This window comes from Methanobacterium petrolearium (genome assembly GCF_017873625.1).
Taxonomy (GTDB): Archaea; Methanobacteriota; Methanobacteria; order Methanobacteriales; family Methanobacteriaceae; genus Methanobacterium; species Methanobacterium petrolearium.
Genome location: NZ_JAGGKL010000005.1, coordinates 1 through 25,951, shown reverse-complemented (window position 1 = coordinate 25,951; position 25,951 = coordinate 1). Strand labels below are relative to the sequence as shown.

At 39.8% G+C, this 25,951-nt stretch carries 30 protein-coding genes; 5 read left to right on the top strand and 25 right to left on the bottom strand.

Annotation, left to right across the window (positions count from 1 at the left end; genetic code table 11):
* Window positions 1-43 precede the first annotated feature (43 nt).
* The 17 genes from J2743_RS05625 to mcrB all read right to left on the bottom strand — a co-directional run bounded on the left by J2743_RS05625 (window position 44) and on the right by mcrB (window position 13,161).
* Window positions 44-466, bottom strand: coding sequence for a universal stress protein (locus J2743_RS05625; RefSeq protein ID WP_209625600.1), 423 nt, complete (start codon window positions 464-466; stop codon window positions 44-46).
* A 33-nt stretch (window positions 467-499) separates the two neighbouring features.
* Entirely contained in the window at window positions 500-1,462 is a 963-nt protein-coding gene (locus J2743_RS05620) for a calcium/sodium antiporter (RefSeq protein WP_209625599.1), read from the bottom strand.
* Between the two features lie 180 nt (window positions 1,463-1,642).
* The gene (locus J2743_RS05615; RefSeq protein WP_209625598.1) at window positions 1,643-2,074 is read right to left on the bottom strand and encodes a universal stress protein; all 432 of its coding nucleotides are present in this window, start codon (window positions 2,072-2,074) and stop codon (window positions 1,643-1,645) included.
* A 10-nt stretch (window positions 2,075-2,084) separates the two neighbouring features.
* Window positions 2,085-3,089, bottom strand: a complete 1,005-nt coding sequence (locus J2743_RS05610; protein ID WP_209625597.1) for a calcium/sodium antiporter — start codon at window positions 3,087-3,089, stop codon at window positions 2,085-2,087.
* A gap of 271 nt (window positions 3,090-3,360) precedes the next feature.
* Entirely contained in the window at window positions 3,361-4,314 is a 954-nt protein-coding gene (gene mtrH, locus J2743_RS05605) for a tetrahydromethanopterin S-methyltransferase subunit H (RefSeq protein WP_209625596.1), read from the bottom strand.
* Window positions 4,315-4,331: 17 nt separating this feature from the next.
* Window positions 4,332-4,586, bottom strand: a complete 255-nt coding sequence (mtrG, locus tag J2743_RS05600; protein ID WP_209625595.1) for a tetrahydromethanopterin S-methyltransferase subunit MtrG — start codon at window positions 4,584-4,586, stop codon at window positions 4,332-4,334.
* Window positions 4,587-4,589: 3 nt separating this feature from the next.
* Complete coding sequence (gene mtrF, locus J2743_RS05595) at window positions 4,590-4,793, bottom strand: tetrahydromethanopterin S-methyltransferase subunit F (RefSeq protein WP_209625594.1); 204 nt, start codon at window positions 4,791-4,793, stop codon at window positions 4,590-4,592.
* A 13-nt stretch (window positions 4,794-4,806) separates the two neighbouring features.
* The gene (gene mtrA / locus J2743_RS05590; RefSeq protein ID WP_209625593.1) at window positions 4,807-5,529 is read right to left on the bottom strand and encodes a tetrahydromethanopterin S-methyltransferase subunit A; all 723 of its coding nucleotides are present in this window, start codon (window positions 5,527-5,529) and stop codon (window positions 4,807-4,809) included.
* Between the two features lie 12 nt (window positions 5,530-5,541).
* Entirely contained in the window at window positions 5,542-5,841 is a 300-nt protein-coding gene (gene mtrB / locus J2743_RS05585; protein ID WP_209625592.1) for a tetrahydromethanopterin S-methyltransferase subunit MtrB, read from the bottom strand.
* Window positions 5,842-5,852: 11 nt separating this feature from the next.
* Complete coding sequence (gene mtrC, locus J2743_RS05580; RefSeq protein WP_209625591.1) at window positions 5,853-6,665, bottom strand: tetrahydromethanopterin S-methyltransferase subunit MtrC; 813 nt, start codon at window positions 6,663-6,665, stop codon at window positions 5,853-5,855.
* On the bottom strand, window positions 6,665-7,390 hold the full coding sequence (gene mtrD, locus J2743_RS05575) for a tetrahydromethanopterin S-methyltransferase subunit D (protein ID WP_209625590.1): 726 nt from the start codon (window positions 7,388-7,390) through the stop codon (window positions 6,665-6,667). The genes mtrC and mtrD overlap by 1 nt, the downstream gene beginning before the upstream one ends.
* A gap of 12 nt (window positions 7,391-7,402) precedes the next feature.
* Window positions 7,403-8,290 carry a tetrahydromethanopterin S-methyltransferase subunit E gene (gene mtrE / locus J2743_RS05570; RefSeq protein ID WP_209625589.1) on the bottom strand — a complete coding sequence of 296 codons (888 nt, stop codon included), beginning with the start codon at window positions 8,288-8,290 and terminating at the stop codon, window positions 7,403-7,405.
* 54 nt (window positions 8,291-8,344) lie between these two features.
* The gene (gene mcrA / locus J2743_RS05565) at window positions 8,345-10,000 is read right to left on the bottom strand and encodes a coenzyme-B sulfoethylthiotransferase subunit alpha (protein WP_209625588.1); all 1,656 of its coding nucleotides are present in this window, start codon (window positions 9,998-10,000) and stop codon (window positions 8,345-8,347) included.
* 12 nt (window positions 10,001-10,012) lie between these two features.
* Window positions 10,013-10,762, bottom strand: coding sequence for a coenzyme-B sulfoethylthiotransferase subunit gamma (gene mcrG, locus J2743_RS05560; RefSeq protein ID WP_209625587.1), 750 nt, complete (start codon window positions 10,760-10,762; stop codon window positions 10,013-10,015).
* Between the two features lie 2 nt (window positions 10,763-10,764).
* Window positions 10,765-11,361 carry a methyl-coenzyme M reductase I operon protein C gene (gene mcrC, locus J2743_RS05555; protein ID WP_209625586.1) on the bottom strand — a complete coding sequence of 199 codons (597 nt, stop codon included), beginning with the start codon at window positions 11,359-11,361 and terminating at the stop codon, window positions 10,765-10,767.
* A 1-nt stretch (window position 11,362) separates the two neighbouring features.
* Window positions 11,363-11,797 carry a methyl-coenzyme M reductase operon protein D gene (mcrD, locus tag J2743_RS05550; RefSeq protein WP_209625585.1) on the bottom strand — a complete coding sequence of 145 codons (435 nt, stop codon included), beginning with the start codon at window positions 11,795-11,797 and terminating at the stop codon, window positions 11,363-11,365.
* Between the two features lie 32 nt (window positions 11,798-11,829).
* Window positions 11,830-13,161 (bottom strand): coenzyme-B sulfoethylthiotransferase subunit beta, encoded by a 1,332-nt coding sequence (mcrB, locus tag J2743_RS05545; RefSeq protein WP_209625584.1) that lies wholly within the window; start codon window positions 13,159-13,161, stop codon window positions 11,830-11,832.
* Window positions 13,162-13,447: 286 nt separating this feature from the next.
* Here mcrB and mmp10 point away from each other — a divergent pair, with 286 nt between their 5' ends.
* Both mmp10 and J2743_RS05535 read left to right on the top strand, forming a co-directional pair.
* On the top strand, window positions 13,448-14,698 hold the full coding sequence (mmp10, locus tag J2743_RS05540; RefSeq protein WP_209625583.1) for a methyl coenzyme M reductase-arginine methyltransferase Mmp10: 1,251 nt from the start codon (window positions 13,448-13,450) through the stop codon (window positions 14,696-14,698).
* 148 nt (window positions 14,699-14,846) lie between these two features.
* On the top strand, window positions 14,847-16,214 hold the full coding sequence (locus J2743_RS05535) for a methyl-coenzyme M reductase glutamine C-methyltransferase (RefSeq protein ID WP_209625582.1): 1,368 nt from the start codon (window positions 14,847-14,849) through the stop codon (window positions 16,212-16,214).
* Window positions 16,215-16,283: 69 nt separating this feature from the next.
* On the opposite strand, the gene J2743_RS05530 is transcribed toward J2743_RS05535, so the two are convergent.
* From J2743_RS05530 to J2743_RS05495, 8 genes are all read right to left on the bottom strand, one after another.
* The gene (locus tag J2743_RS05530) at window positions 16,284-16,976 is read right to left on the bottom strand and encodes an MBL fold metallo-hydrolase (RefSeq protein ID WP_209625581.1); all 693 of its coding nucleotides are present in this window, start codon (window positions 16,974-16,976) and stop codon (window positions 16,284-16,286) included.
* A 9-nt stretch (window positions 16,977-16,985) separates the two neighbouring features.
* A complete protein-coding gene (locus tag J2743_RS05525; RefSeq protein ID WP_209625580.1) occupies window positions 16,986-18,212 on the bottom strand; it encodes a cation diffusion facilitator family transporter in 1,227 nt (408 codons plus the stop codon).
* Window positions 18,213-18,241: 29 nt separating this feature from the next.
* A complete protein-coding gene (locus tag J2743_RS05520; RefSeq protein WP_209625579.1) occupies window positions 18,242-19,171 on the bottom strand; it encodes an ATP-binding protein in 930 nt (309 codons plus the stop codon).
* A 12-nt stretch (window positions 19,172-19,183) separates the two neighbouring features.
* Complete coding sequence (locus tag J2743_RS05515) at window positions 19,184-20,047, bottom strand: nucleotide-binding protein (protein WP_209625578.1); 864 nt, start codon at window positions 20,045-20,047, stop codon at window positions 19,184-19,186.
* Window positions 20,048-20,209: 162 nt separating this feature from the next.
* Entirely contained in the window at window positions 20,210-20,602 is a 393-nt protein-coding gene (locus J2743_RS05510; RefSeq protein WP_209625577.1) for a NifB/NifX family molybdenum-iron cluster-binding protein, read from the bottom strand.
* The gene (locus tag J2743_RS05505) at window positions 20,603-21,463 is read right to left on the bottom strand and encodes an Mrp/NBP35 family ATP-binding protein (RefSeq protein ID WP_425342801.1); all 861 of its coding nucleotides are present in this window, start codon (window positions 21,461-21,463) and stop codon (window positions 20,603-20,605) included. It abuts the gene before it with no gap.
* A gap of 63 nt (window positions 21,464-21,526) precedes the next feature.
* Window positions 21,527-21,898 carry a NifB/NifX family molybdenum-iron cluster-binding protein gene (locus tag J2743_RS05500; protein ID WP_209625576.1) on the bottom strand — a complete coding sequence of 124 codons (372 nt, stop codon included), beginning with the start codon at window positions 21,896-21,898 and terminating at the stop codon, window positions 21,527-21,529.
* A gap of 26 nt (window positions 21,899-21,924) precedes the next feature.
* Window positions 21,925-22,515 carry a DUF134 domain-containing protein gene (locus tag J2743_RS05495; RefSeq protein ID WP_245248084.1) on the bottom strand — a complete coding sequence of 197 codons (591 nt, stop codon included), beginning with the start codon at window positions 22,513-22,515 and terminating at the stop codon, window positions 21,925-21,927.
* A 314-nt stretch (window positions 22,516-22,829) separates the two neighbouring features.
* On the opposite strand from J2743_RS05495, the gene J2743_RS05490 reads away from it, so the two are divergent.
* The 3 genes from J2743_RS05490 to J2743_RS05480 all read left to right on the top strand — a co-directional run bounded on the left by J2743_RS05490 (window position 22,830) and on the right by J2743_RS05480 (window position 25,856).
* The gene (locus J2743_RS05490; RefSeq protein ID WP_209625574.1) at window positions 22,830-23,057 is read left to right on the top strand and encodes a FeoA family protein; all 228 of its coding nucleotides are present in this window, start codon (window positions 22,830-22,832) and stop codon (window positions 23,055-23,057) included.
* The gene (locus J2743_RS05485; protein ID WP_245248083.1) at window positions 23,054-24,787 is read left to right on the top strand and encodes a ferrous iron transporter B; all 1,734 of its coding nucleotides are present in this window, start codon (window positions 23,054-23,056) and stop codon (window positions 24,785-24,787) included. The genes J2743_RS05490 and J2743_RS05485 overlap by 4 nt, the downstream gene beginning before the upstream one ends.
* Window positions 24,788-25,034: 247 nt before the next feature.
* Window positions 25,035-25,856 (top strand): DUF5518 domain-containing protein, encoded by an 822-nt coding sequence (locus tag J2743_RS05480; protein WP_209625572.1) that lies wholly within the window; start codon window positions 25,035-25,037, stop codon window positions 25,854-25,856.
* Window positions 25,857-25,951: the final 95 nt, after the last annotated feature.

Genomic DNA, 25,951 nt, shown 5'->3' with positions numbered 1-25,951 from the left:
AAATGAATTTCGGATTTAGGAAAAAAGGAAAGAAAATGAAGAACTAACTAGCAGTTCTCACCAGAAGAATAGTACAGGGAGCAGAATGAACCACTTTTTCCGATACACTTCCCAGTAAATGTTTGTCTACTATACTTTTACCTGTGCCCATTACTATAACATCTACTTCTTCATCAGTAGCTGCTTTAACTATCTCATCAGCAGGATTACCTTCAACCATCAATTTTTTGAAAGTTATTCCGGGTTTATCAAATCCTTTAGACATGTCCTCAAGAATATCCTTACCTTTAGCTGTTAACTCATCTATCATCATTTCTTTAACCTTTTTAGGAGTTAAAAATGGTACAGATGTTTCCACTATATAAATACATATTACTTCAGCTTCCCTCTGAATCAAGTTTAAAGTGTGTTCTATGATTTCATCCATGTATTCGCCCATGGTGGTTAACAATATTTTGTCATACATCTTAATCACACGTCCAGTTTCAATTATATGATTTCAACTAAAAATAGTTAGTCTTGTCACTATATATATTATGTAAGATGCTACAAGAATAATTCCTTCTACACGGGTAAGTTTCATTCCTCTTTTTATTAAAAACAAGAGGAGTAAAGTCATGAACACCATTACCGGAGCATCGAAATAGATGGTGATTGGTTCAACTGGAATGGTAACAAATAAAGATGGAATTCCCAGCCCAATTAATATGTTGAAAATGTTACTCCCAAATACGGTTCCTATAGCAAGGCTGTTTAATCCCTTTTTAGCCGAAGTTAAAACTGTGAAAAATTCAGGAGCTGTGGTTCCAAATGCCAATAAAATACCGGCTAATACCTCAGGAATACTGGCCATTACCGAAAGTTCCACTGTGCAGTAAACTATAGCTCTGCAACCAATTGCTAAACCAACTAATCCCAAAACAGCCATCAAAATAGTTTTTTTATTTAAGTCTTTATTTTTTTCATCAACTTCACAACACTCTATTTCCCTATCTTTACTGCTTTTTTGGGCTCTGATTAGGATCCAGAGATATACAACATACATTATAATCAGGATAACACCTACAACAAATGAAATCTCTCCCATCAAAAGCAGGGCTGTCGTTATTGTTAAAGTCGTTAAAAAAGCCATTGATCCGTCTCTACGCACTTCCTGCATTTTTGTTGTGATTAATCCTGCAAATATTGCAGATACACCCAATATACCCGCTATATTCCAGATGTTGGCCCCAATAGCACAGCCTACTCCCACATCAGGACTTCCAGTTAGAATAGCAATCATTGCAGAACCAAATTCTGGCAGAGAAGTTCCCACTGCTGAAGCAGTGACTCCCAAAATTATTTCAGATATGCCCAAGGTCAATCCAATTTCAACTATACTATCAACAAACACGTCGGCAGCTTTAATTACGATAATCAATGATATAATTAAAGCCAAGATTAATATGAATAATTCAAACATATTACCACCGGAATTCCCATATTCTTATACATAGAGACTTTTTGATGATTATCTATACTAATTGAAAACTGTTACTGTTAATCAATGCCAATTTCTTTGTTTCGTTAGAGTCTATTTTATTTTGACGTTTAAATGATAGTTTGGTCAAAGAAAAAGAAATTTAGAGAATCACTGTCCATTTTAAATTGTTTTAATGAGCATTATATTGCATGGAGCTGAATGAACGACTTTTTCAGAAACACTTCCCAATAATCGTTTATCAATGATATCCTTCCCTGTTCCTAAAATTATTAAGTCAACACCTTCTTCTTCTGCAGTTTTTACAATTTCTTCAGCTGGATCTCCTTCTCTCAACAGTTTCTTGAAGTTTATCATGTAATGTTTGGATGATTGAAATTTCTGTCGCATGCTCTCCAGAATTTCTTCGCCTTGATCCCTTAATTCTGTTGCCATCATTTCTTTAACTTTTTTAGGGGTTAAAAAAGGCGTAGAAGTTTCCACTACATATATACCTATTACTTCTGTTTTTCTTTCCTGGATAATATCCAAGGTATATTTCATTATTTCATCCATGTATTCGCCCATAGTAGCTACCATTATCTTTTCGTGCATCTCATTCACCTTAAGCAAGTACAAATATTCGTAAAAAGGCATAAACAATGTAAGTTACCAATAATATTATGCCCGCCACTCTATTCAATTTCATATTGCTCTTTCTTACCAGTACAAATAATAAAATTGTCACAAATATCATGACCGGTGCATCAAAGGTTAAGGAAAGCCTTTCCACAGGCACACTCATAAATAGGGCAGGAACTCCAATTCCAATTAGGATATTGAAGGTGTTACTTCCCAATACTGTTCCAATGGAAAGATCATGCAATCCTTTGGTGGCTGAGGAAAGAGTCACTACTAGTTCAGGTATGCTGGTACCAATGGCCAATGTGAAGAGTCCCATTATCATTGCAGGTATGCCTGCTATGCTAGCCAGTTCCACACCACTGTAAACCATCAAGCGACATCCAATAACCAATCCCACAAAACCCACAATTACAAAAGCAATTGATTTTTTATTGATGGCCTTTTCGGAATTTTTTTCCAGTTTTTCTGGTGTTTCATCTATATTCTGTGATTCTTTTTCTTTTTCTTGACCCTCTTCATCACTATGCTTCCTTTGAGCTTTGATTAAAAACCATAAATAGAAACAGTATGCTGCGATCATGACCACTGCTGCAGTCCAAGTTATATCCCCAAATAACATGAAAAATAGTAAAATTAAACCAGTCCCCAATGTCATTAACCAATCACGAGTCAGGCCTTCACTACCTGTGCGGATTGATCCTGCTACAACAGCTGATATACCCAGAATACCCGCCATGTTCCAGATGTTTGAACCAATTACTGTTCCCACTCCTAGTTCTGTACTACCAGATAAAGATGCTATCACTGCTGATCCAAATTCAGGTAGGGAAGTTCCAATTGCAGAAGCAGTTACTCCTAATATTATCTGGGAAATTCCAAGAGCACCACCAATTTCAACTAAATTATCAACAAACACATCTGCTGATTTGATTACAATAATCAATGAAATTATTAATACTCCTATCAGTGCGATTATTTCCAACAAGTTATCACCGGAATAGGGTTTCCGCTTTCCAAGATATATACTTTGTGCTTATTATATTTAGATCTTTGAAAGTTTAGTTTTGATCTTTGAAAGTATAGTGTTTAATGATCAAAAAACAAGTTAACGGATCCAACCCATATAAAGTTTTTTCCCTAACTGAAGATAAAACATTTTCATTATTTTAGAAATAACGAATATCACTCATTAAAAAGAATCATTGAACTAATTTTCTCAAAAAATAAAAAAAATAGGTTGTATAGGTGTTATACACCTATAACAGTTTGAAGAATGGGTGTTCTTCAACAGGTTCGGTTCCGAGATCTACTGCTGCTTCAGCCATGAAGATATCAGCCATACCACAAGCTGGGAAAGCCATTGATGCGTTTTCAATAGGACCGAATAATACGAAGTCTCCACCCACAGTTTGCTGTATCAGGTTGGATCCTACGTCACAAACAGGCCAAGCTTCTGCGTGTCCTTGTCCACCTTTGTCCACAGGTTTTTTGTATCCTCGTAGCCAGTCCCATGCAGATGGCACGTTGTGGATACCACTACCCACAGGTAATCCCCATTTGCTTTTAACAGCGTATGAAGTCCTGAGGGCTGGTCCTGCACCTTGACCCAATGGAGTTATAGCAACATCCATGAATGGTTTGGTGATTCCACACTCTTCAGCCATTTCCATAAGTCCTTTATCTATAGCGCTTCCACCAGTTTCCCAGATATCTATTTTACCTTCTACACCTGGTGCCATGGGGTTGAATCCCAGAACGATGGATGCTGATATATCGGTGTCTGCAACAGCTTGCAGTTCATCAGCTTCGGAAGCCATGTTTATGGAGTTGTAAATAGCCCTTTCAGCCAGTCCAGCTTCATCAGCGTATTTTGCACCGGCAACTTTAGCATCTGCTGAAGTTGAGTCAATCATAAATGGTGCGTCAGTTACCTCACCCACAAATTCCAGGTATTTAACCATTGCTTCGGCTGTTGCACCAAAGGTCTGGACGATACATGGGTTTCCGGTGACGTCCTGCATTTCTTCCATAGTTTTTATTCTTTCTTCTGCTGCGTCTCTATCAAAGACACCTGCTTTTTCATCGCTTATTATGTTGTGTCCACCGTAAAAGATGGTTCCAGCTAAAACTGTGGGGTATTCACCTGGTTGTCCACCTACTTTGACACCAGCAACATCTATAACCACTTGTTCCTTGTCAAACCTTATCATACGTAAACCTCCTTGAATTAGACGCCTCCAAAGGCGGATAGGATATATCCTACTTTCACTACTTTGAATGCCACCAACAGGATTATTAGTCCTATTATTATTCCATATAAAATACCAATATCCCTGCCTACTTGCTGACCAACTCTCTGGTTCATTTCACCCCAAGTGAATTCAACTTTTTCATCCATTTCATCTAATCTTTCATTAGCTTTGTTGAACTCATCTACAGGGACTATAACACGAGGTATAGCGGTTTTTTCTTCGTCAGCCATATTTTAGGCCCCCATATATGCTGCCCATAATACTGGAATACCTACCAGGATAACTGCTATTATGAAACCTATAGCCATACCATAAATTCTGGTGGCTATGAGTCCTGAGAACAGTCTCTGATCCCTTCCAATGAGTTGGGTTCGATATTTTACATCTGCTGCTACTTTTCTTATGCCTCGAATATTAGGTTTGTTTGATATTAACATCTAAAAACCCCCATTATTTCAAGAGCAGTATGGTTCCAATAGTCAGGATGAAGATCAGTCCTACCATTATTCCCTGAACTTTTCCGGCGTACATACCTGCGGCCATCCTATTAAGACCACCAATGGATTTCACTTGGGTCTGGATGTTACGCATTCTTGCCTCGATTAAAGCTGTTTCAGGGGCGACTGGTGGTATTTCTTCACCTTCTTCTTCTTCGCCATCGCCTTCTTCCACTTCTATGACCATTGCTTCTTCTTCAAAAGCTCCTGGATCTTTGTCAATACATTCTTTGACTTTGGACTGTATGGTAGCAGCGTCCTCTACGTCAATTATGCTTACAAGTTCCATTTGCTGTTGGAATCGTTCGATTCCTTCATCGGGTATGTTTTCTATGAATGGAATAGCTCCAGTTGCATCGACGATTTTCCTTTTTTCAGGGTCAACACCATTGGCATGTAAAGCTTCTATACTCTGACCAGTGATGTGTCCCTGCACTTCTGATCCAGTCAGGATCAAAAACCGGATGTTGGGGTTTGAGATGAGATTTGCAAGCATCTTCTCTATTCCTAAGTTTTCAGTTTTGCAGGGTCCTGCTATGGCGGCTCCAGCATCTACAGGAATACTTTCGATGTGAGAAGCCAGTGTTGTGGCTGCAACAGGACTTTCAGGGTCTCCTACTTCATAGTCCCCGTTTATTACAGGCCATCCTTCTGCTGGTGATTTCTTTTCAGCCAACTTTAACACCTCCTATAACAATAGGGCTATCAGTAGTACAAGCCCTAATATAAATCCATATACCATGTTGGTAATTGTACCGGCAGTTAGGTATGTTCCTTCTCTTCCAGGATATGCACCTTCAGACACGGTAGTTGGATCAAGGGCTGTGTATACATCTTCTACTGCAACCTCTAATTCATTTAGTTGTTCGTTTATTCCATCCATGGATACAATGACGGCGCCACCTACAGCTGCGCCAACCATACCCGTGGAAGGGTCAATGGTTAGGTTCATTTCAGGAACTACTTGTACGAGTGGTAACATTTCCATTTTTATTCCTCCTAGTGTTCCTCTTCTTTAGGCCACAGTCCAGACCATGCAACAGATGCTGCTTCGTCTTTGGATGCTTGTAGGAACATTCTAATGGATATAAACCAGGCTATGGCACCAATGATAGCGATAAGCCACCATGCATCAGTAGAGCCCATTCCTAAGATACCTACTATAGCCATTGATATGAATCCTGTAGCTGCTGCAAGTTTCAGGGTTCTCACTCTGTTTTCTTGTGGTCCTAAACAGGCGTTGAATGGATGTTGGATAGCCATGGTGTTCATGATAAATAGGAGTCCAATGAAACCAGTGGCAACTACAGATTGTGCAATGGATGCCATGCTATAATTTCCTGCAATGGCTGCTGAAAATCCGATTATTGATAGTGCAGCGGCACCAGTGAGCTCCATTGTACCAGTCACCAGAACCGGTATTTTCATTCCCACAACCTTCTTACCAACTATGGCAATCACTCCACCAAGAATTACTGATAGAACTACTCCCAGTAGAGGGGCAATGATTGTATATGTTGAGCCAAGCATTATTCCGCCGGCAAGACCGGCTAATGTGCCGATAACACCAACAGCCAGTGACATGTATCCAATAGAGGGTACACCAGTACCTAAACCGTAACTGGCTACTCTGCCTATGGCATCAGCACCCCATATTATGGCACATACTGCACCTAATGCTGCTAAAAGTGGTCCTATCACACCGAAGTATGGTGTGAGATATATACCAACGAATCCTCCGATTATTCCTAAAGCTGCGGTCTTTTTTGGGTCTATTGCGGGTTCACCGCCGCCTCCTGCTGCTACTGACATTAGAAGACACCTCCTTTAAGTAGTAATACTCCTATAAGTCCACTTACTAAGGATGCAATGAGACATGCCAGAGCTCCTTTAGGTATTCTTTTGAATTTAGGGTCGTGGAACCCTTCTATGGTTCCTCCAATATTGTATGAAGCAATTACTGAGTTGACAAAGAATAGTCCTAAAGCAAAAGATCCTGCAACCATTACTGCAAGCGTTGATACTTGTCCGGCAATTAGTGGCGCATATGCAGGTAGGGTTACCAGTGATTCATAGACTGCCCAGTAAGCAAGTCCACCACCTATACCACCTAATAGTCCACCTATTATTCCGCTAACAAAACATACAGTGGGTATTCCATGTCCTTCAGTTCCAGGGCTTACATATTTCTCTTGATTATATTTTGTCAATGGGTCGGTTTCCACTTTTGCTGATGCGGGTACGGTTCCTACACCAAATACATATACCCAGTTACCTACCATCATGGTGACACCGATCATGAGCATGGAACCAACAGCTCCCCCTGCTAAGATCAACCATAGTGGAGATCCAGTCATGGCTGCTGCGGTGATGAGTCCGGTCATGGCTGAACCAGCTGCTAGCATGGCTGTACCGGTTCCCACACCTGTTGCTGTTGCTATAGCTGCTGGGGCACCACCCACTGGTAAAAAGTGTACACCTCCACCAATGAGGACACCGGCAACGGTTACAGCGCCGATCATTAATAATGGGTCCATCTTAAAACCTCCTTATTCCTTGTATGGTCCGTATTTGTTTCTGGCAAATACTTCAATTCTATTGTTGATGTATATTAAGAGTAAGACTATCACAATACCTGCAACTATTCCTCCAGCAGCTCCGAAAACTATTGTGATCCAGAAGCTGAGGAATACTATGAGTCCAAAAGCAAATCCAGTTACAGGTCCACCAAACTTGGCACAGAAATAAACAACATCAATGGAGTTTCTGGCACCTAGTTCAGCATTTCGGGTTATGTCACCGTGAATGGCTACTGGAATACCACCACCAAATGGATACTGTTGGTATTCCCTTTCAGCACCATAGTGAACGTCTCCTGTTGATGAACCTATGGCGCCGATGGTTATTCCCCACAATACTGCCAGGAAGGGCAGTGCAAATGGGTGAGCGAAGCCTGGTAAGTTTAAAGTCATCAAATATGATAATCCTACTATACAGAAAGATACTATAAATCCATGACCAGCTATTGGTCCTAAGTGTTGGGTAACAACATCCATGAATAATGGTTGATTAAATTGTGATTGACTTACTATTCTTCCCAAGTGAGATGTTGTGGCATATACTGTGTGAACTAAAGCTGCTATAGCTGCTCCTCCAGCTATTGACATTATAACTGGTAGTTGCAGTGATCCCATAAGAACAAAAGCTACAGAACCGGCTATGCCTGCCCAAGTACCAAAAGCTACAGGTTCACCTGAAACAGCTTTGTTTATCATCCTGTGAAGGTTACCCATCTGGGGTGCCAGTTGCACCTGGGAGTTAGGGTTACTCTGTGATCCTACATCAGACTCTAAGTCCTCTGCAGCACCAGCAATGGTTGCGGCAGCTCCCATTAGAGCAACAACACCTAATCCTGCTATCATACTCGTAGGGTCCATATTTTATCCTCCTTTTTTTAAATAAATAAAAAAATAGGTGTTAATAACACCTATTTATTTGGCTGGGGAAATGAGAGCTCTTTCTCCGGCTGGTTCGAATTCTCTTAGTGCACCTTTAGCGAATTCAGACCTTACTTCGGTGTAATCGAAGATTAGGTTTTTGTCGGCAAAGGCAATTTTGACCAGTGGGTTAAGCACAAAGGCGTCTCCACGGGCAATGTGTGCTGATTGTGAGATACCAGCGTATTCACCCTGGTGACCCACGTTCATGGCGTAGTTGGGGTAGTTAGCTCCTCTTAGTTCCAGTGGTAATCCTTCGTCTCCTCTAATTGAGAACACGTTGGATGCTCCACACTGGTCCTGTAGGTCGTAACCATAGAAACCGAGTCTGCTGTGCTGTTCTTTGTGCAGGTACATTGATAGGTACCATCCACTTAGAGCAGTTTGAGCGTTTCCGGTAGCGAATCCAGTGGAACAACCAGATGCTGCAGCACAGATAGCTGCTCTCTGTGATCCTCCGAACTGGTCTTCTAAGAGTGCTGGGTATTCTTCGTACTGTTCGAGACCGTAGAATGTTACTTCAGATGCTACGTCCAGTACAGTGTCCAGTGTGTTTGGTGCTTCCGTGATTCCACCGTATTTATCTTCGACGTATTCTTTACCATAGTAGGTGAAGTCGTCGAGGATGTTGTCAGTGTAGGCAGCGGTAGCGTATTGGGTGAATCCAACACCACCAGACATGTAAGATCCTAGCCAGATCTGGTCGTATAGCATGGCACCAGAGGCCACAACGTCCAGAGTTACTCGGACAGGGTCTTCCCAGTGTTTTCGGGAGGACTGACAGATGTCAGCCAGGAATCCGAAGGCAATTCCTCCAGGTTCGTTTTCTCCTCGAGCTCTTCTTACAGGTAGGTAAGTACCCATGTGGATAACTTCTGCGTGTTTTGCTGCGTATGCAAAGTCACCGGTAGCGGCTTCACCTGCAGCCTGTTTGTAGGCAGAAATCATTGACATACCAACTTGCATAGCGGACCATCGTGAGGTGGTACCACCGTCACAGGTTCGGGATACAATGGTTGGAATACGTACAACCGTCCACATTCCATCTCCTACTTCTGCTTTGAGGACGTCAGCTTGGTGTTCTGGGAACTCTTTGTTGATGTTAAGGACGTATCTCTGGTCGATTTCATCAGCAATTTCGTCGTTACCAGTGAACACTTTCACGTAACTGTCGGCAGTTAGTAGAGGGTGGGTTTCCACCATGTGTTCTTGGACAACTGCTGCACCAGGCATTGCGTGGTTTACAGTTTCCAGGTAGTGGGTGATTGTTTCAGGGGTAACTTCTTTACCTAACCTTTTTTCTATAACATTATGTGCAGTGTTTAATCCCACGATAACAGTTCTTCGGATGTCATCCCAGAACTGCTGCATGGCGGCGTTGTTTACGAAGTGAAGGTCGTCACCTTCTACAAAGGTGTCGGTTGTGGAAACCTGGTAGGGCATTAATACCCTTTGTCCTAGAGGTGTACCCACATCTGGGTCGTATTGTGGGATTCCACGTTTAGCTGCTACTTCTTTACCAGCTTCCACGAATTCCCTTTTCCTTTCGGATTGTCTCCATCCTCCATATTTGTAAAAGGTGGTTGTTTTATCTTCAGGGGCTTCTTCGAACTTTTCCTTTAATGCTCTTATAAACATTTTGTCAGCCATTTTTCCACCTCCTTATTCAGGACAGAATCCACCTTGGGATCTCAGTACGTGTATTCTGTGTAGTATTTCTACTGCGTCAGTGTCGTCTCGGTAAGCTTCACCATCTTTACGGTAGATGGTGGTTATGCTTTTGAGTTTTTCTTCATCCAGTGGTTCTCCCAGTATTATTGGTTCGTCGAGTTCGTCACCAATCTGGTTTTTGACTCCTTCAACTTTTCCAGTGGATTTGTTGTAGACCTGTCTTCGCAGCATGTCGAACATCATACCGTCTTCGTCAAGTCTTAGGGAGTGTCCGTGTACAGTTTTTCCTCTGAAACCGCTTCGAGCTGGGTCAAAGAATTCAGTTTCCAGTAGTTCTTTGGCAACTTTTTCCAGGTCTCTTTCACGGGTTTCTATAATTTGCCGTCCTGATAGGGTACCAGCGTCAGCTCCTCTAAATCTACATAGATAAGCTCTTGACCTTAAGAATGGGTGGGCTGGAGCAAAGTACATGGAGTCTGCGAATTGTATGTATCGTACTCGGTCACCGGCTTTTGCACCGTCTAATGGTTCAACCATTTCTCTGATGGCATCGTCAGGTTCATCCATCTCTTCAAGAGGTGGGTGTACACTGGGATATTCTTCACCAGGAGCTCTGTGACCTAATATATTAACTACATCTTCGTCGGAGATCTCCCTTAATTTTTCTAATTCTACATTTGGGTCGCAGAATCTTCTTCGGTTTTCTGCTACCTTACTGGTTCCAGGGTAATATTGTGCCATATTCATGCACCTCCTAATGCTAATCTCACCTTTCTAATAATTTCATCCAATTTCTCTTGGGGACAGGTTTCTCCTCTTATAACTCCGCTTATTATGTCCACAATTTCACCTTTGGTTTTAGGTTCTTCGGGCATAACTGCTTTGGTTTTGACACCGATCTTTGCGAAATCCTCAAAGTCCACGGGGTATTCGCATATAATGATACATGGCCGATTTACATGACGTAAAATCAGGCGGGCCTTGTATATTATGTGATGTTTAACCCCTCCCAGATGTACTACCACAAGTTTGAACCTTTTTATTTGTTCTTTCTCCTTGGGAGTCAGTCCAAAAAGACTGCCTCCACCGGCAGTGGGTGCGTCTTGAGGTACTCCTGCTCCTGCGTTCAGGACCAGTGTGCTGGTCAAAATGTTTGCTTCTCGCAGTGCAAAAGTTATTTCGCATACTGGTTTAGTTATGTGTCTCCTTCCTGGAGACATTGCTATGGCCAGTACTTCATTTCCACACTCTGCAAATGTCCCACGCTGGGCTATTCCGCCTCCTTCACCCATTCCCATCGTTTCTCTACAATCAACAACGTGAGTGCATTTGCCAATCATTTTAATCCTTCTTTTTGATAATAGTTGCTCTTTCACTGAGTTGTGCGTTTTGATCTGTTAACCCAACCATTTCATCAGGGATTTCATCAACTGATTTTCCGTATTTCATGTCGTCGGTGACAGTCTTCTTCTTCCTTATGAAGGTTCCAACGTGTATGTTGTAACCAAAGGGGAGATGATTCTCACATATGGGTTTCAATTCTTCAATGATGTCTTCTTCCTCTATTTCCATCAGAACTCTCCCTGTTTTAACCTGCAGATCCACTTTTTCACCTTTAATGGTAATGAATCTCCGTTCAGGGTTTATTTCTTCTGGAGGGAGTCTTTGTCCTTGTATTACCATTCTTTTAATGCCTTCTACTCCTTCCAAGTCGTTTAACAACTTTTCAGTGGTTTCAGTGCTTAAAAGTCTGTGTGGGAATATTTCGATGTCCATTTAGTTATTTACCCCCAAATTTGGATTTATTTTTAGACTTGGTTTTTTATCTCCGCTGCTGCTTCGTTCACGTATTTCAGTGGTTCTCGGAACGCGTCTACTTGACTGTAAACTTCTTTGATAAGTCCGGAGGTTGCTTCAGGTGAGAACATTTGGGTACCGGCGTCTAATGCCATGGCTGCTGCCACACATGGTATGGCAAACCCTTTACTGTGTCGAGTCACGATGTGGTTTCCGTTAAAGATACCAGGACCTCCACCACCATATATAGAGTGGCTGAAGAAAGAGAATCCTACAGCTACACCTTCAGCTCGACCGAAGTCTACGCTTGGTAGTCCAGTTTCGAATTCTAGAATGTCGTTGTAGTATAGAATGGTTGATGAAACACCTTGTCCTGCACGAGCAGCACCCTGGTTTACCATGGTGGCTGCTATGAGTCCAGCAGCTGCGTATGCGTTCCATTTAGCCAGGTCATCGGTTCCATAGACGCTGAATCCGTTCAGATCTTTTTCTACACCGATTACACCATCAGCTTTTGCTCTTTCCACCGTGGATTCTATGACTGATCCAACAGTACCAGTGGCACCATTATCTTTAACCAAGTCAAAAACCATGTTGTCGGCGTTCATTCCCTGATAAGCCAGTCCTAATAGGTGCATTCTTTCAAATGCCCCGACTGCGTCACCCATTTCAAACATAGCTGATTGTTCCAGGATGCTGGATAGAGCAGATGTTTGCATGGTGTTTTTCAGGGTTGCGGCTACCACGTGGTTAACCAGAATGTTACGCAGAGCATATCCTGGACCTTCCAGTTTCTGTGGTATGTCTAACATGGTTGCTATGTTTCCACCCATGTATTCCACAGACTGTGGATATCGTCCCAGGATGGCTGCTTTGACCATGTTAGCGTCGTACATATCGACGTCACAAACGTCAATTATAGCCTGGATAAATGCATTAGCAGTTACCAGAGGTGCGGCTGAGTATTCAGCTGCTGCTTCAAACCGGGCATGTGGAATTTGGACTAATACCCTTTTTCCTCCACCTAACAGTTCAACGTTGGTAGTGTCACCTTCTTCGACCTGTATCATTTCCTTTGCTTTAGCTGCAATAGCTTCAGCATTCCCTACAATGTCCAGATCAAGTTCTCGGCCCAGTATCTTACATGCTGGTCCACCAACTTTTGCAGTTTTCAAAGCATTTTCTGTACCTTCGAGGTTCACTGCTACAGTCCTTTTGATACCTTGTACAATCCCTTTGATTGCAGGGTTCTTCAATGGACTTAAGGCTTCTATGGGGACCTGTTCTTCGACTAGATTGCCTCTGTCATCGTACAAGTCGACCTTATCTTCAAACTTTGCCATTTTTTCCCTCCTACAGATTCTTGCATACCAATTCTTTGCACCAATTCGCTTGTAAACAGGAAACAAGCCTGTTCACACGGGGTTCAAAGACCCCATGGTACAATTTGATATACGACTCTCCGTTTACCTTTAGATATGTATTAAAGTTTCTTCTTGAATTAAATAGAAAGACTTATAAGTGACTATATTGTAAACTTATGTCGGTGTATTATAATAACTCCTTATTATATCGGAACACTAAAAAAATCTTATTTTACAATATTATAACGTGTGAAACATTGATATTATGCAAATAATCGCTGATGTGGGTGGAATACCAGGTAAAGATTGTAGAGGATTCTGCAAATACTGTTATTTCCGGAAGGTTAAAGATGGGGATCCCCTCGGATGCAAATCATGCCTACCAGGCACTTTTGGTTGTGAACAGTGCACTACAGGGGTGCGAGAATCAAAAAACGAATTTATACCTCCTTTTATGGTCATAAACTCGGTCAAAACATCCATGATGATGGGAAATTATGGGGAAGATGATTTTAAAATAAACATCAGTGGTGGGGGAGACGTGAGTTGTTATCCCTACCTTTTAGACATTACCTCCGCATTTTCCCAGTGGAATATTCCCATTCACCTGGGTTACACCAGTGGAAAAGGGATTGATAACCCACAGATGGCCAATGATCTCATATCCCACGGCGTAGAAGAAGTCACTTTTACTGTATTTTCCACCAACCCCGAGCTTAGGAAAACGTGGATGGGTGACAAGAACCCTCAGGCATCTCTTGATGCTTTGAAGATATTTTCTGAAAATTGTGAAGTCCATGCAGCTGCAGTAATCCTTCCCGGTGTAAATGATGGGGAAGATCTAAGGAAAACCTGTGCTGATTTGGAAGAATGGGGAGCCAAGGCATTTATCATGATGAGATTTGCTAATTTCCGTAATCAAGGCCTTATACTTGGAAACGAACCCCTAATCGAAGGAGTAACTCCACATAGCCTGCAGGAATTTGATGAACTGGTGCGCAGCATAAACCAGGAGTTCAATCTCAGAGTAACTGGTACCCCTTTATGTGATCCAGAAAACAATACCCCTTTTGCCCTTGCCAAAGATAATGACAAAGAATATCTTGATATTTTATCCGATGTCACTTCAGAAGCAACCATCATATCAGGTAATGTTGCCGGACCATTCATTGAACATATATTTGACATAATGGGGGCTTCAGACCTGGTTAACGTGGTTGTAGTGGATCAGGATATTAGCTGTCTTATCACCCAGAAAGATCTGGAAGATATTGATCTGAATGAATTAAAGGAAACAGTTATCCTACCTGGAAGAGCTTTTGTTCATGACAAAAAGGCAGAAGAAATTCTATGTAGGGATGGAGTAGATCGTATTGTAGCCAGAGGTCCAGATAAACTTAGTGTTGATGGGGAAATGAGCGGTACCCTAAGTCAGGAAGATGTGTTAAAAACAGAGTTAATAGCATTTCAGGATCTAATTGAAGCCATAAACTTCTTTGGGGTAAGGAAAAAATAAAAACAGATGCCGAAAACCCAATAAAATTCTTCAGTTATAATGAATTTAAATATTGAATAATATAATCTCTTAAAAAAAATAATTTTCAAATATTAGAATATGTTTTTATCCGCATAACTTGCTTAGATTTATTATATTTTGTGATAAAATGAGCCATAAACCAACAATAACTGTTTTGACTCCTGAATTTTATAGTTACGGTGCCTTACTAATAGCCGGAATTCTCCAAAAACACGGTTTTAGTGTAAAACTTCAAAAAGGATTTAACCAGGAGATAAATACCGATATTATTTTTTTAAGTCTCCAATCCACCATCCACTTACTTAAATATCAAGAAGAATTGAATGACATAAATGCCTTCAAAATCATTGGTGGCCCAGTAACACTGTCCCCTGAACTAATTTTTAGGTGTCTTTCTGTGGATCTGGTGGTGGTGGGTGAGGGTGAAAATACCATATATAATATATTAAGAGTTTTTGAGAAAAAATCCATACTTGAAAAAATTGAGACTTCCACCCTTCAAGGCTCTGATTTTAAAGATTTGGAAGGTGTTGCCTTCCATGAAAATGGCAAGATTATAACTACAAGTTCAGGATCCCCTGCATCTTTGGATAAACAATTATCACTAGTTCCAACCGATATCTCATCTGAAAACATCAGAGGAGCCAATGTTTATCTGGAAACTCATCGTGGCTGCCCTGGCAACTGCGGATTCTGTGGAGTGCCCTGTTTTTTCGGGAGAAAAGTGAGAAGTCGTCCTTTAGAAGATATACTCCGTGAAGTTAAGCATTTCTTAAAAAAAGGAGCCAAGAAAATTGCCATAAGTGGAGGTACAGGTTCACTTTATGGAAGTGGCAAATTCAAAAATGTGGATGAAGAAGCCTTTATCGAACTTTTACAAGGAATATCCAACCTCACAGGACCTAAAAATCTTACTATACCGGATATTAGGGTTGATTTGATTAGTGATGACATTTTAGAGGCTATTAGTAAGTACAGCAATGGATGGGTTTTTTTTGGGATTGAATCCGGCAGTGACCAAATTCTTCGCCATATGAAAAAAGGTATCACTGTGGATCAGGTTCGGGAAGCAGTGAAAATGGCTCGTAAACACAATATAAAAACTGCTGGTTCTTTTATTGTTGCTTACCCCACAGAAGAGGAAGAAGACTTCCAGGACACACTTGATCTGGCAGATGAGTTAATGTTAGATGATTATTTCATAAGCATTGCCGAACCCATACCTGGAACTGATTTAGGTGATGAAGTAACTGATTTGCCCCTGGAAGATAACATCCTATTTCATGAAAGCCAAAAGTATAAACGACACAACTTAAGTCTGGCTGAAGAAAGAGCCCTGGATTTGATGATGGAATCCTACGTATTTAGAAGTTATCCTGTTCCCATGACACAAAATCTCTTGGATAACCTTATAGCTGAGGTTAAATCTCAGGGGGACCATATAAAAAGTGTTACCAAATTGATTAAAAATCCAAAAAAAGGTCAATCTGAATAAATTAGTAACCATTTCATGTTTAAAACACAAGCGATGGTCAATAAAATTAAAATAAATTATTCAATTTCCCTAGTCAATTTCTCCAAATTTAAACACATCTCCAGCAGCACATTTTTCATAAGAATTAAGGTATTTACTGCGGATTTCATCCTTTCTCTGAGTACAGTGACATGGAACTAACAGTTCAAATTTTCCCATCATTCCCAGTTCCCTTGAATCATGCAAACCCCCAATTAACGCTTTTAAATCCCCTTTACCAACATTTTGAGCTGTTTTAATTATGGATTTTAGATCAGGATGGGCACATCCAGTTATTAGAACTTTGCCCGGAACTTCCCCTTCCATTTCCGGGATCTCCACAACCAGCGACTGTTCTTTTATTTGATTTCCCAGTTCTCCAGTTGTCCACACACCATCAACTATCATTTGAGGATCTTTAACCTCTAAAACTTCTGTTTTAGTTCTTAGTTCCTGCTTCAGATTTTGTGAAAATGATTTTAAGAGTAAAACCTTGGGTTTCCTCATCAAAGGAAGGATATGGTTCAAACCACCAATATGATCCCAGTGTGCATGGGAAAGTACAACCCCATCAATTTTTTCTAATTGAACATTGGCTAACCCCAGATTGTGGAGTAATATATTACCATCCCAGCCAGTGTCAAAGATTATTGTGTTTTTATCTGTTTCTACCAGGCAAGAAAAACCCCAACTAGCTTTAAAACCAGGACGACAGTTATTATCATACAGTATAGTTATTTTCATTCAATCAACTTATTCCATCATCTTCTGAGCATTATCCATGATTTCTCCAGTTGTTGTACCTTCTGGAGTTAAAAAGTGTATGAGGGACTCAGAAAGAACATATTTTGGACCTTCACCAAGTTCATGGCTTAAAATCACATCCACATTCTCTTTAACCAGGAATTCTGCAGCTTTTATTCCTCTCTTTTTTTCAATGTCTTTTGCAGGGTTTTCTCTGATCTGATAATCCTTAATTTCACCATTACGAACATCCCATATCAGGAAATATGATGCTTTCCCAAAATGTGATGATGGTTCTGATTGCAGACCTTCATTTGTGTCCACTGGAAGAGCATACCTCATGGTATCCTTCTTAGCCGGTTCTATCTGGACCAGAAGTGTTTCTAGTTCTTTAATTTCATTTTTGATGGTTTTTTCTACTTTTTCCGAAATTTCATGGGCTTTTTCAACTGATAAATCTTTTTTTGTCTCAAGGTGGAGTTCAGAGAAAATGTAAGGTCCAGAACTTCTTACTCGAACTTCATGGACACCTTCCACTCCATTTACAGATAAAGCAAGCTTTTTAATTTGTTCCACCCGTTCAGGGTTTAAGGTAGCATCTAAAAGTACCAAAACAGCGTTTTTACCAATCTTCAAACCCATCCAGATTATCAAAATAGACACTAATAACCCAGCAACTCCCTGTAGACTTAAATAACCTACATATGATCCCAATACCCCTACAAAAACCAGTACAGATGCAAAAACATCAATAAGACTGTGTTTTGCATCACCCAAAAGAGCAGGGGATTCTATTTCTTTGCCCACCTTCTGCTTGTAACGGGACATGAGGAAGGAAACAGCGACTGAAATAGCAGCGACTAAAATGGCAATAAATGGTATTTTCAATGGTTGGGGATTAATTATTCCCTGCACAGATTCTATTACAATTTCCAGACCACTGAAAACGATAACTCCTGCAATGACAAGAGAAGACAATGTTTCTGCCTTGTAATAACCATAAGGGAACTTTTGGTCGGGTTTGCGTTGCGAAAGTTTAAGACCTATATAAACGGCTAAAGAAGCAAATATATCAGAAAAAGAATTAATCGAATCAGCTATGAGAGCTACACTACCTGATAATAGCCCAAAAACTCCTTTCATAATACTTAGGGCAAAGTTGATAAGAGTAGCATACTTCGCTGCTCTTTCACCTTTTTTTAACCTTTCAAACTTATTTAAAGTCTTTTTCTCCATTATTAAACTTAGCCCCCATAATGGAAGTATTAAAAGATATTCTTCATATCCAACAAACAATTATCCATTATTTCTTCAAAAACTTTTTTAAAATTGGGTTCATAGATTACTGCGGGTTTTAAATTAACTAGTGCCTCCACAAATCTGATATCATAGGGTATAGTTCCTAACAACGGGATGTCGTTATCCCTAAAATAGTCCTGTAACTGGTAGGTGAAGTCCCGGTTAATTCCACAACGATTGATAACTGCTCCACATGGGATATTGAAATGATCTACCAATTCTATAGCCCTGCTAAGATCCCAAAATGCTACAGGAGTGGGTTCAGTTACTAGTATGACATAATCACTGCCCCTTACTGAGGCAATGACTGGGCAGCCAATCCCCGCTGCCGCATCCAAAATCATGTAATCTGCCTGGATATCTTCGGCAATTTCAGAAGCCTTCTTTCGAAGCTCATTTACCACCTTACCCGAACCGGATTCCCCTATTTTTAACTGTCCAGAGACTATGGGGAATCCATATCGAGTTTGTCCAACACCTATCCTGCCATTTTCAACCTTTTTAAGAGTAAGAGCCTCTACTGGGCAGGCTAGTACACAAGCTCCACATCCAACACATAACAGGTCATTTATCTCAGGCAGATCTTTTTCCTGGTTCCAGGTGATTGCCGAATATTTACAAGCATCTACACATTTTTGAAGACCCTGACATTTGGGGCAGAATTTAAGTGACTTACACTTCTCTTCAGACAATTGAATTTTTTCACCAGTTGTCAGGGATTCCCAACTGTCAAAATCATCATCCTCAAGACCCAAAACAAGAGCTAAATTGGGTGCATCAGCATCACAGTCAACTGCAACCATTTTATTATCATTTGCAAGCATTACAGATAAAGATGCAGTTACAGTGCTTTTTCCAACGCCTCCTTTTCCGGATAGTACAGTAATGGTTTTCATTTTTTGCACCCTTCATGATTTTTCTGATAAAACATAAGCGAGTTCTTCAATATTTTTATGAATCACTGGCTGACCTCGAGAGTGTTTTTTTAATATATCTCTTTCATATGGAACTTTTTGAATTATAGGCACATCATTCTCCTGGGAAACCTCTTCAATGAGTTTCAATTCACCTATATCTGATCTGTTAACGATGATTTTGGTGGATACTTTCATGATTTTTAACAGTTGAAGGATAAGTTCTAGGTCATGTCTTCCCAGAGGAGTTGGTTCTGCCACTGCAAGAGCCAAATCAACATCAACCATTGCCGAAATAACGTTGCAATGTGTTCCTGCTGCTGTGTCTATCAACATGCAATCATAATCAGAAGTTCTATTTTCAGCATATTCTCTGGTAGCGTTGACCACCATGGAGGTGTTTTCACAACCAACTTCCATCTCACCCCAGAGCAGGAGGAGATCATGTTCCTGCTTTAGGTATGGCTGTTGGCATTTGCCCTGGTATATAGCCCCAATTACTTGTTGCCCTTCGGTCAATGCTCCGGAAGGACAGGTCAAAATACAAGCCCCACAACCATTGCACTGTTTACTTACTATGAATGGGTATTTGTCTTTAATAAAGACAACTGCGTTTTCCTTGCAGACTTCAGAGCAGCGTCCACATTTTAAACATTTTTCCTGATCAAAACTTGGAAGAATAGCATGGACATCTCCCACTTTTTCACGGGTGGTTGACAGAATTATATGATCATCCGGACATTCAACATCAGCATCAACTAATAATACCTTATTATCAGTTGACAGTTCTAGGGCCAGGGCTGTGGCTATGGTTGATTTTCCAGTACCACCTTTTCCACCAGTTATTGCAATTTTCATGAGAAATTCCTTCAATTAACTAATTGACACCTTTACGAAGGTGAAGTTATGTTCGTACGTCTATATGACTATTTCGTACAAATTTAACGTTCTTTGATTCAATTTAATTACTTGATTAGGTGTGGAATTTGAAAAAGCCAAATTTCTAAATTTGACTTATAACTACCTTCTTCCTCCACCTCTTCCCCCCATACCACCTCTGCGTCCTCTGGCAGATGGATCCAAAGTTTGCAGCTTTCCCTGGGATAGGAGGGTTAAATTTTCTTCAACTGTCCCTGGTACCATTTGGTAAGTTTTTATACTCAGTTGTGTTAAAACTTCAAAGGCGTTAGGACCAACAGATCCTGATATAATAGCCTCTGCCCCTTCATTTCCCACCATTCTGGCAGTTTTTATACCCACTCCCCCCTCAGTTGTAACAGGGTTGGGTATTATCTTAACATCTTTAAAATCCCCATCCACCAAATCAACCACAATTAAATGAGAACATCTTCCAAATACAGGGCTGGCCTGGGAATCCAGGCTTCCACCGTTAGCAGCTATCGCTACTTTCATCTAATCACCTCTTTTATTAGAAATCGTGTTTTCAATCTTGGAAACTATTTCCATGAACTTCTTAGATATTTCAGACTCTTGATCAGAGAGAATGAATGGTTTTCCCTGGTCAGATTTTTCTCTAACCTGCGTTTCCAGGGGTAGGCTTCCTAGGTAAGGTATCTCCAATTCTTCTGAAAGTTCCTTTCCTTCACCTTTTCCAAAAATATTAATTTCTTTTTTGCAGTGAGGGCAGGTGAAACCAGACATGTTCTCTATGATACCTAAAACCGGGATTTTCAGCCCTTTAACCATGTTAACACATTTTCTAACGTCTTCACCAGCAACTTCCTGAGGAGTGGTAACCATCACCACTCCATCCAGGGGACTGATGGATTGTAAAACTGTTAAAGGTTCATCTCCAGTTCCTGGTGGATTATCAACGATCAACATATCGAGTTTGCCCCATGAAACATCAGATAAAAACTGTCTTATTGCACCGGTCTTTTTAGGACCCCTCCAAATGATGGGCGATCCTTTGGATGGTAACATGAACTCTATTGATAAAATATCCAAGTTCTCCATTACGTTAAGTGGCAATATACCCAGGGGTGACTGCTGCAAAATCGCGTTTTCAACACCTAACATATGTGGAACATCTGGACCGTGGAGATCCACATCCATTAAACCAGTATGGTATCCCTTTAAAGCAAAGGCCACTGCCAAGTTAACAGCTATGGTTGACTTTCCTACCCCTCCTTTACCGCTCATTACAGCAATTTTGTGGTTAATATCGTTCATTCGTTTTATTATGGCTATATCCTGTTGCATTATAAGTTTTTTCTGTTCTTCTTCCGAAATTGTTTCTTCTTCTGCTTTCAAAAGACCATCTCACTATTTGTAATGGTACATTGTATAATAATTACCGACATAATATTATTTGGATTAAATGTGGCCATCTGCACAGGCAGAGTCCATGCTAGCTAGTTTTAGTTTTCCTTCTTCCCAATCATGTAAAGCTTCAATTACTGTTCCTGATGCCCCAGTATAAACCTCAATTCCAGCAGCTTGGAGCATTTGGATAGCTTTGGGCCCTAAATTACCACATAAAAGCTTATTAGCCCCTGAACCAGCAATGAATTCACCGGGAGTCATGTTACCGCCAACGTGTTTGGCCATACTTTCTAAGATCTGAATATTTTCGATTTTGTCATTTTCATATTTTATTAAAACAAAGTAGGGGGTTTTTCCCAGGTGTTGGGATATTTTACTTTTCAAACCTCCCTGATCCAGACTTGGAATACATATTAATACCATTTCTGTTACCTCCATTAAAGAACAGTTTAATCAGAACCGCAAAGTGGAAGACCACATTTAGGGCATTTTGATTCACGGCAAGGGATTCCCGGAGTTTTTGGGGCTTCATAACCACATTCAGGGCATTTACATGCCCTTGGAGGCCCAGCACCCATTCCAACTCCTCTTCCAGAGCCCATACCCCTACCAGCAACACCCCTTCTTCTTCCTAATCCGGGTTGTGCTGTGGAGATTTGGGAACCTGCTTCTAGATTTATTAGTTCAATGTTTTCTGAATCACAATCTGGACATTTATCATATTCTTTACTTGCACTTTGCCATTCGAAACCGCAATTTTTGCATAAATATCTTTTTTTATCCATAATATAATCTCCTCCTTTTATTTGGATTATTCTACCTTCAACTAAGGCCCTTGAGATTTTTTTACGAGCTGAATTAAGAGTTCTGTGAAATGTAGATTGAGAAATATCCATGATCTCTGCTGACTTTTTTTGCCGGATACTCTGATAATCACTGAGTCTTAATGATTCAAACTCCTCCATTGTGATATTTAATGGTTCAAATTCATTTGGACCAACTATATCTGGAGAAAACCTGCATACTCTGGGTTTTTCCAATATTCGACTCAATCTTCGAGGCCTAGGCATGTTATGAATATATATTCAAAACAGTATATAAACTTTACCCAAGCCCATAAAAACTATCAACAGAAAATAAAGTATAAAAACTATCAAACCATAAATAAAGTAATAACATACTATTAACCTTAAAATCAAAATAATTGGTTTATAATCTGGAAAATAAATTTAGATACTCGTTTATGCGTTGATTAAACAAATTAACAACTAATTATTTTCGATTCAATTCTACCTTAAAATTATAAATATGTGAAAAAGAAAAGTTAGGTTTATCTAACATTTGAAGGTGTATCATGATCACATTAGTAGAACTAGAAAATGGGAAAACCGCAACAATCAAAAAAATTGAAGGAGGTCCTGGTTTAAAAAATCGTTTAGAAGTGATGAACCTTCGTGAAGGGAAAAAAATTAGGAAAACATGCTCAGCACCACTACATGGCCCGGTGGTCCTGGAGATAGATGGCTTCAAAATGGCAATAGGCCGAGGAATGGCAAAAAAGGTATGGGTGGAAGAAATTTGAAGAAAATATTGCTGATGGGCAATCCCAATGTGGGTAAAAGTGTTGTTTTCTCCAGATTAACTGGAGTAAACGTGATCCAATCGAATTATCCGGGTACCACAGTAGGATACACTAAAGGACATCTTAAAATAGGTAAAAATGAAATGAACATCATAGATGTGCCTGGAACATACTCGTTATCTCCCTCCTGTAAAGCTGAAGAAGTAGCCAGGGACATGTTCTTTGATGAAAACCCTGATCTAATCATCAATGTTTTAGATGCCACTAACCTGGAGAGAAACCTTTATCTCACCCTTCAGATTCTAGAAAAAAATATTCCCACTGTGATTGTACTTAATATGTGGGATGCTGCCAAAAGAAAAGGGATTCACTTAAATCTAGAAAAACTCCAAGAAATCATAGGACTCAAAATTATTCCCGCAGTAGCTGTTACTGGTGAAGGAATAAAAGACCTGGTTAATATTATAAACGAAATAACACTAAATAAGAATATAAAACTTTCCAAAATCCCTAAAATGGATGATAGTGAAAAATGGGCCTTTATAGGAGGGATACTATCAGAAGTTCAGAAGATAGAACACCGACACCCCTCCCTACTGGAAAAATTAGAAGATGCATCAGTAAAACCTTTTTCAGGAATTATAATAGCAATAATCGTTTTATTAGTCACCATGCAGGTGATAATAGGGATCGGAGAGTTTTTAATCAACTATATTCTAGATCCATTATATTACCAGTACTACGGGCCATTCATCACTAGTTTAGTGCAAAACTCTATCCCCACTGGTTTCATCCACGATATCTTAATAGGCAGTGGATATGAGTATGAAACTTCCTTTGGCCTGTTAACCACTGGAATATATGTAATATTCGCCGTTGTTTTACCCTATATTTTATCGTTCTATTTTATTTTAGGTTTCCTGGAGGATTTTGGATATCTTCCCCGTCTTGCAGTGCTGCTTGACAGTATAATGCATAAATTAGGGTTGCATGGTTATGCAACCATACCAATTATTCTTGGCTTTGGTTGTAATGTCCCGGCCATGCTTTCAACGCGAATCTTGGAAGGCAAAAGGGAAAAATTCATAGCCACCACACTCATCGCCATATCGATCCCATGCATGGCCCAAACCGCCGTCATAATCGGTTTACTAGGCCAATACGGTATTCAATATATTATTATGGTATATGGGACACTGCTAATACTATTCATAACACTGGGAGCGATTTTAAACTTTTTGTTGAAAGGAGAAAGTCCAGAAATTTTCTTTGAAATCCCTCCCTACCGCATACCCCATATGGAGACTCTGCTTAAAAAAACCTGGATGAGAGTGAAGGGTTTCCTGTTAGAGGCTTTACCCTTTGTATTTCTGGGAATACTGGCCATCAATATCTTGTACCTTATAGGAGTGATGGGAGCTCTTTCTAACTTACTATCCCCCATCATGTCACAAATGTTGGGACTTCCAGATCAGGCCATTGACGCATTGATCATGGGATTTTTAAGGAAAGATCTGGCAACAGCCATGCTCGCACCCTTAAACTTAAGTCCAAACCAGCTTGTTGTGGCCTGTACTGTTCTGGCAACAAGTTTCCCATGTATTGCCACGTTTATAGTCTTAATTAAAGAGATTGGCATTAAAGACATGCTAAAAACCGTTGTTCTAATGTTATCCGTTGCCCTGATCACTGGAACAATCCTTAATATAATACTGAATGGATTACTATGAAGAATAATGGGAAAAATTTCTTTCAAAATCTCCTTCCAAATATTCATAGTATAAGCCAGGAATCATCTGCGGAACTGGAAAACAACAGAGTAACAAAAAAAACATTGGGAAAAGAAGACAAATAGACCTAACATCACACCACACTTAAAAGAAGAAATCAATATGGTTATTAAACCCGCTTGATTCAGAGGCTGTTTTTGAGCTATTATAAAAACAATTTTGCAATCAATATGGAGTTGAAAATGAGATGATAAATTGGAAATATTGTATTATAGGGGCAGCTTTGGTTGTGGTAGTTGGAATGATTTTTAAAAGGGTTGAATATGGTGCTTTTATAGGTATTTTTATTCCAGGGGTAATTGTGGGATATCTTGTAAATAACGGATATAAAAATGGAGCTAAAAATGGAATTATCACAGGATTGATAGGTGGATTTATACTGGGAATTATAATCTTTATTACAATTGATTTTAACCTACCACCGTTCCCCAACGTAGTATATTACATTTTCATGTTCGCGCTTTTCAGTGCGGCTACTTCAGCAATTTTAGATGCTATAGGTGGAATCATTGGGTCCTTAGTAAAGGATAAAAAAGCAGGGTCAGCATATGATGACTCATCAACTGCGGCTGTCAGTGGAAATGAAAAAGGAATGATTAATTGGAGATTTAGTATAATTGGGGCAGTTTTGGTTGTGGTACTTGGTGTTTTACAATTTTATTTAATTGGGTTTGATCTTATCTGGGGTACTTTGGTTTCGGGGATTGTTGTGGGATATCTTGTAAATAATGGATTTAAAAATGGGATTATAAATGGATTTATTGCAGGATTGATAGGTGGATTACTGCTGGGAATTTTGTTTTATTTCGTATATATTATAGTTTTACATACAAGCAATAGTGATATTTCATCACCTTTACAGTTGGTACTTTTCTTCCTTGGAATGGCAGTTATTTTTTCATTTTTAGGTACTTTAGGTGGACTTGTTGGATCTCTAATAAAAAAAATTTCCAAAAAGATGAATTCAATTATAGTCCACGACATTAAAAATTTAACAATTTGTTCTTAAAATTTTTTTTATCCATCCTTCGTAAAATGTTTTATTTCCGATTATTTCATTGTAGTAAGATTTAAATTTTTGAATTAAGAATGTTTCATCTTTTA

Coding starts and splice junctions, on each gene's coding strand:
- J2743_RS05625 (WP_209625600.1), bottom strand. CDS start 466: ATGTATGACAAAATATTGTTAACCACCATGGGCGAATACATGGATGAA.
- J2743_RS05620 (WP_209625599.1), bottom strand. CDS start 1,462: ATGTTTGAATTATTCATATTAATCTTGGCTTTAATTATATCATTGATT.
- J2743_RS05615 (WP_209625598.1), bottom strand. CDS start 2,074: ATGCACGAAAAGATAATGGTAGCTACTATGGGCGAATACATGGATGAA.
- mtrH (WP_209625596.1), bottom strand. CDS start 4,314: ATGATAAGGTTTGACAAGGAACAAGTGGTTATAGATGTTGCTGGTGTC.
- mtrG (WP_209625595.1), bottom strand. CDS start 4,586: ATGGCTGACGAAGAAAAAACCGCTATACCTCGTGTTATAGTCCCTGTA.
- mtrF (WP_209625594.1), bottom strand. CDS start 4,793: ATGTTAATATCAAACAAACCTAATATTCGAGGCATAAGAAAAGTAGCA.
- mtrB (WP_209625592.1), bottom strand. CDS start 5,841: ATGGAAATGTTACCACTCGTACAAGTAGTTCCTGAAATGAACCTAACC.
- mtrC (WP_209625591.1), bottom strand. CDS start 6,665: ATGTCAGTAGCAGCAGGAGGCGGCGGTGAACCCGCAATAGACCCAAAA.
- mtrD (WP_209625590.1), bottom strand. CDS start 7,390: ATGGACCCATTATTAATGATCGGCGCTGTAACCGTTGCCGGTGTCCTC.
- mtrE (WP_209625589.1), bottom strand. CDS start 8,290: ATGGACCCTACGAGTATGATAGCAGGATTAGGTGTTGTTGCTCTAATG.
- mcrA (WP_209625588.1), bottom strand. CDS start 10,000: ATGGCTGACAAAATGTTTATAAGAGCATTAAAGGAAAAGTTCGAAGAA.
- mcrG (WP_209625587.1), bottom strand. CDS start 10,762: ATGGCACAATATTACCCTGGAACCAGTAAGGTAGCAGAAAACCGAAGA.
- mcrC (WP_209625586.1), bottom strand. CDS start 11,361: ATGATTGGCAAATGCACTCACGTTGTTGATTGTAGAGAAACGATGGGA.
- mcrD (WP_209625585.1), bottom strand. CDS start 11,797: ATGGACATCGAAATATTCCCACACAGACTTTTAAGCACTGAAACCACT.
- mcrB (WP_209625584.1), bottom strand. CDS start 13,161: ATGGCAAAGTTTGAAGATAAGGTCGACTTGTACGATGACAGAGGCAAT.
- mmp10 (WP_209625583.1), top strand. CDS start 13,448: ATGCAAATAATCGCTGATGTGGGTGGAATACCAGGTAAAGATTGTAGA.
- J2743_RS05535 (WP_209625582.1), top strand. CDS start 14,847: ATGAGCCATAAACCAACAATAACTGTTTTGACTCCTGAATTTTATAGT.
- J2743_RS05530 (WP_209625581.1), bottom strand. CDS start 16,976: ATGAAAATAACTATACTGTATGATAATAACTGTCGTCCTGGTTTTAAA.
- J2743_RS05525 (WP_209625580.1), bottom strand. CDS start 18,212: ATGGAGAAAAAGACTTTAAATAAGTTTGAAAGGTTAAAAAAAGGTGAA.
- J2743_RS05520 (WP_209625579.1), bottom strand. CDS start 19,171: ATGAAAACCATTACTGTACTATCCGGAAAAGGAGGCGTTGGAAAAAGC.
- J2743_RS05515 (WP_209625578.1), bottom strand. CDS start 20,047: ATGAAAATTGCAATAACTGGTGGAAAAGGTGGTACTGGAAAATCAACC.
- J2743_RS05510 (WP_209625577.1), bottom strand. CDS start 20,602: ATGAAAGTAGCGATAGCTGCTAACGGTGGAAGCCTGGATTCCCAGGCC.
- J2743_RS05500 (WP_209625576.1), bottom strand. CDS start 21,898: ATGGTATTAATATGTATTCCAAGTCTGGATCAGGGAGGTTTGAAAAGT.
- J2743_RS05490 (WP_209625574.1), top strand. CDS start 22,830: ATGATCACATTAGTAGAACTAGAAAATGGGAAAACCGCAACAATCAAA.
- J2743_RS05480 (WP_209625572.1), top strand. CDS start 25,035: ATGATAAATTGGAAATATTGTATTATAGGGGCAGCTTTGGTTGTGGTA.